Source organism: Mesorhizobium sp. M7A.F.Ca.CA.002.15.2.1, from assembly GCF_003998715.1.
Taxonomy (GTDB): domain Bacteria; phylum Pseudomonadota; class Alphaproteobacteria; order Rhizobiales; family Rhizobiaceae; genus Mesorhizobium; species Mesorhizobium ciceri.
Genome location: NZ_RZPI01000491.1, coordinates 1 through 4,365, shown reverse-complemented (window position 1 = coordinate 4,365; position 4,365 = coordinate 1). Strand labels below are relative to the sequence as shown.

The 4,365-nt window shown below is 61.9% G+C and carries 4 protein-coding genes; 1 reads left to right on the top strand and 3 read right to left on the bottom strand.

All coding sequences use genetic code 11. The features are described 5' to 3' along the window. Positions 1 to 173, bottom strand: a 173-nt coding sequence (locus tag ENZ74_RS23440) for an adenylyltransferase/cytidyltransferase family protein (RefSeq protein WP_164761155.1), incomplete at its 3' end; no start/stop codon positions are given. 322 nt (positions 174 to 495) lie between these two features. Here ENZ74_RS23440 and ENZ74_RS23435 point away from each other — a divergent pair. After that, a complete protein-coding gene (locus tag ENZ74_RS23435; protein ID WP_081714296.1) occupies positions 496 to 648 on the top strand; it encodes a hypothetical protein in 153 nt (50 codons plus the stop codon). 69 nt (positions 649 to 717) lie between these two features. On the opposite strand, the gene gyrA is transcribed toward ENZ74_RS23435, so the two are convergent. Both gyrA and ENZ74_RS23425 read right to left on the bottom strand, forming a co-directional pair. Continuing rightward, positions 718 to 3,519, bottom strand: coding sequence for a DNA gyrase subunit A (gene gyrA / locus ENZ74_RS23430; protein ID WP_013531829.1), 2,802 nt, complete (start codon positions 3,517 to 3,519; stop codon positions 718 to 720). A gap of 221 nt (positions 3,520 to 3,740) precedes the next feature. Next, on the bottom strand, positions 3,741 to 4,365 hold a 625-nt coding region (locus ENZ74_RS23425; RefSeq protein WP_164761154.1), incomplete at its 5' end, for an AraC family transcriptional regulator.

Here is a 4,365-nt window from a genome sequence, read left to right as displayed (position 1 = left end):
GTCTCGATCAGCTTCACCCGCTCCTCGAAGGAAAACAGCGGCTGCTTGCCCGGATGGATGCCGATCGCCGCATAGACGATGTCGGCCACGGCCAGCGAAGCCTTCAGCACATCCAGATGGCCGTTGGTCAGCGGGTCGAAGGAGCCGGCATAGAGGGCGATGCGTTCGGTCATGGCAGGTGCTTCTAATGCATGATCCCAAAAAGTGGAAACCGGTTTTTGCGGACAAACGGTTTTTCGTTTGTCCTAGAGATCATGCTCAAATGAAAGCTAGAGCCTGTTCCGTCTTCCGTCCACCAAGATGGAACAGGCTCTAGCGAGCCTCTCTCGCAAAGGCAAATCCGATCGGGGCGCCGGCCGTGAACCTTTTCCGGCACATGAACGACAGATGAACACGCTGATCACGAAGCCTTCACGCAGCGTTCACTAGGTTGCACCTTAATAAGATGAAACCAAAATCCCATCTATCCGTTGTTAGGCGCAGGAGAACACGCACATGCTGATCTACATGCTCGCCACCGCAATGACCGTCGCCATGCTGATCGCCACCGTATTTGGGCTGCATCAGGAGGCACAACGCATCCGCGTCAAGGCAAACACCAAGCGCTTCGAAGGCTTCGGCCCGCGTAAGCCATATCGCCACTACTGATAAAGCCTGGACTTGCTGCCGCGCCGGCCAGCTGGCCGGCGTTGCCATGTCAAAACCTGGGTGCCGGACTTAGTCCGCACCCTCCGGACCGGCGTCAGACGCCGCAGCGGCATCGGCACCGCCCTCGACGGTTTCTTCGCTTTCTTCGTCCGCTTGCGGTTCAGAGATCCGCTCGACCGAAACCACCTTTTCGCCTTCAGCCGTGTTGAAGATGGTCACACCCTTGGTGGCGCGGCTGGCGAAACGAATGCCGTTGACCGGCACCCGGATGACGGTGCCGCCGTCCGACACCAGCATGATCTGGTCGTCATTGCCGACCGGGAAGGTCGCCACCAGCCTGCCAATCTCGGCCGCCTTCGACACGTCGGTGGCGCGGATGCCCTTGCCGCCGCGTCCGGTCAGCCGGAAATCATAGGACGACGAACGCTTGCCGTAGCCGAATTCGGTCACCGTCAGCACGTACTGTTCGTGCGCCTTGAGTTCTTCGTATCGGCTGTCGGAAAGCTCTGTCTCCTCGCCGATCTCCTCATTGGTCAGCGCGATCTCTTCCTCTTCTCCGGCCGTTTCCGTGGCAAGCCGCCGCTCCGCCGCCGCGCGCTTCAGGTAAGCGGCGCGTTCCGCCGGCGAAGCATCGACATGCTCGATCACCGACATCGAGATGATGCGGTCGGTCTCGGCCATGGTTATGCCTCGCACACCGACCGAATTGCGGCTCTGGAAGACGCGCACGTCGCCGACGGAGAAGCGTATGCACTGGCCGGAACTGGCGGTCAGCAGCACGTCGTCCTTGTCGGTGCAGGTTTCGACGCCGAGGATCTCGTCGCCTTCTTCCTCCAGCTTCATGGCGATCTTGCCGTTGCGGTTGACCTGGACGAAGTCGGATAGATCGTTGCGGCGCACGGTGCCGCGCGTGGTGGCGAACATCACGTAGAGTTCGCCCCAGCTGGCCTCGTCCTCGGGCAGTGGCATGATGGTGGTGATGCGCTCGCCCTGCTCCAGCGGCAGCATGTTGATCAGCGCCTTGCCGCGTGACTGCGGATTGCCGATCGGCAGCCGCCAGACCTTTTCCTTGTAGACGATGCCGCGCGAGGAGAAGAACAGCACCGGCGTATGGGTGTTGGCGACGAACAGCCGGGTGACGAAATCCTCTTCCTTGGTCGACATGCCGGAGCGGCCCTTGCCGCCGCGGCGCTGCGCCCGGTAGAGCGACAGAGGCACGCGCTTGATGTAGCCGGAATGGCTGACCGTCACGACCATGTCTTCGCGCTGGATCAGATCCTCGTCTTCCATGTCCGAACCGCCGTCGGTGAGTTCGGTGCGGCGCGGCGTGCCGAACTCGTCGCGCACGGCGGCAAGCTCGTCCTTGACGATCTGCTGGACGCGCGCGCGGGAAGACAAAATGTCCAGATAATCGATGATTTCGGCGCCGATCGTGTTCAACTCGTCGGCGATCTCGTCGCGGCCGAGCGCGGTCAGGCGCTGCAGGCGCAGCTCGAGGATGGCGCGCGCCTGCTCCTCGGACAGATTGTAGGTACCGTCCTCGTTGATCCGGTGGCGTGGGTCATCGATCAGGAGGATCAGAGATTCCACGTCGCCAGAGGGCCAGCGCCGCTCCATCAACTGCTCACGCGCCGTCTGCGGATCCGGCGCGGTGCGGATCAGCTTGATGACTTCGTCGATGTTGGCGACTGCGATAGCGAGACCGACCAGCACATGGGCGCGATCGCGCGCCTTGCGCAGCAGGAACTTCGTCCGCCTTGTGATCACCTCCTCGCGGAAGGCGACGAAAGCCTTCAGCATATCGGTCAGGTTCATCACTTCCGGCTTGCCGCCATTCAGCGCCACCATATTGGCGCCGAAAGAGGTCTGCAGCGGCGTGAAGCGGTAGAGCTGATTGAGGATGACGTCGGCAACGGCGTCGCGCTTCAGCTCGATGACGACCCGGTAGCCCTGGCGGTCGCTCTCGTCGCGGATATCGGAAATGCCCTCGATGCGCTTGTCGCGCACCAGTTCAGCCATCTTCTCGATCATCGACGACTTGTTCACCTGGTAGGGAACTTCGGTGATGATGATGGACTCGCGGTCGTTGCCGCGCTGTTCGATGTTGACGCGCCCGCGCATGACGATGGAGCCGCGGCCGGTCGAATAGGCGCTGTAGATGCCCGAACGGCCAAGCACGATGCCACCGGTCGGGAAATCCGGCCCCGGAATGATCTCCATAAGCGCCGGCAGGTCGATCGCCGGATTGTCGATGATGGCGATGGCGCCATTGCAGACTTCACCGAGATTGTGCGGCGGGATGTTGGTCGCCATGCCGACGGCGATGCCGCCCGAGCCATTGACCAGAAGGTTGGGAAAACGTGCCGGCAGAACCTTAGGTTCGCTGCCGGAAGCATCATACGTGTCCTGGAAATCGACGGTATCCTTGTCGATATCCTCCAGGAGCTCGTGCGCGACCTTGGTCAGCCGCGCTTCCGTGTAGCGCATCGCCGCAGGCGGATCGCCGTCGATGGAGCCGAAATTGCCCTGCCCGTCGATCAACGGAACGCGCAACGACCAGTCCTGCGCCATGCGCACCAAGGCGTCATAGATGGAAGCATCGCCATGCGGATGGTATTTACCCATCACGTCGGCGACAGGACGCGCCGACTTCACATATTTGCGGTTCCAATGGTAGCCGCTCTCATGGGCGGCGAAGAGAATGCGGCGATGCACCGGCTTCAGGCCGTCGCGCACGTCCGGCAGCGCACGGCTGACGATCACGCTCATGGCGTAATCGAGATAGGAGCGCTGCATCTCCTCGACGATGGATATCGGCTCGATGCCGGTGGGGCCGCCGTCGGCGCCGCGCGGTGTCTTCTGGTCGGTCAAATCGGATCACAATCTAATCAGGAATCACTTGGTGCTTATATAGGAAGCAAGCCCGAAACTCCAACCTTCACGGCACTTTTCCAGTGTCATTTTTGATGGTAATTTCAAATGGATACCGATGATTGCGACGATATGGCCAAGGCGGTTTTCACCGCCCTGACGCAAAAGCCTGCGTGTCTGCCTTTGCGGTGCACCGGGCCGATTCACCAAGCAGAAACGACCTATGCGCCACGGCGGCTGCGATACTGGCTTGGCGTCTGCCCCATGATCCGCCGAAAACGACGATTGAAGGTCGACAGATCGCTGAAGCCAGCGCCGAAAGCGATCGCGGAAACCGTATCGTCCGACATGCGTAGCCGCACCGCGGCCCTGTGCAATCGCGTCCTGAGCAGGAATTGGTAGGGGGTCATGCCCGCCACCTGCCGGAAGATGCGCAGGAAATGATACGGACTGGTCGCCGTCCCATCGGCAAGCGCTGAAAGGGAAACCGGCCCGTCTGCATCGAGTTCGATGCGCCGCACAGCTTCGGCAACCCGTTTTTGATCGCGGCGGCTCGGCGCGCGCCTGACATGCGTAGCGCCGGAGGCTGTAGCCACGGCAGCACCGGCCATGCGCAGGGAAAGTTCCTCGAACGCGTCGATGTCGGCCATCTCGCGAGCGGTTTCCGCCTCGGCCAGGAGTGGCGCCAGGACCGGCAAAGGCGGCAGGAGCGCCGCCTCGAAGGCCAGCTTCCTGGCGCCCGGCACGCCAGCCGCGATCCGTTCCATGTAGGACGGCCGGAAATGGAACGAGAGGCAACGGTCGCCGCTGCCATGCTCGTGCCCGCATTCGTAACATGTGCCGGGA

Coding starts and splice junctions, on each gene's coding strand:
- ENZ74_RS23435 (WP_081714296.1), top strand. CDS start 496: ATGCTGATCTACATGCTCGCCACCGCAATGACCGTCGCCATGCTGATC.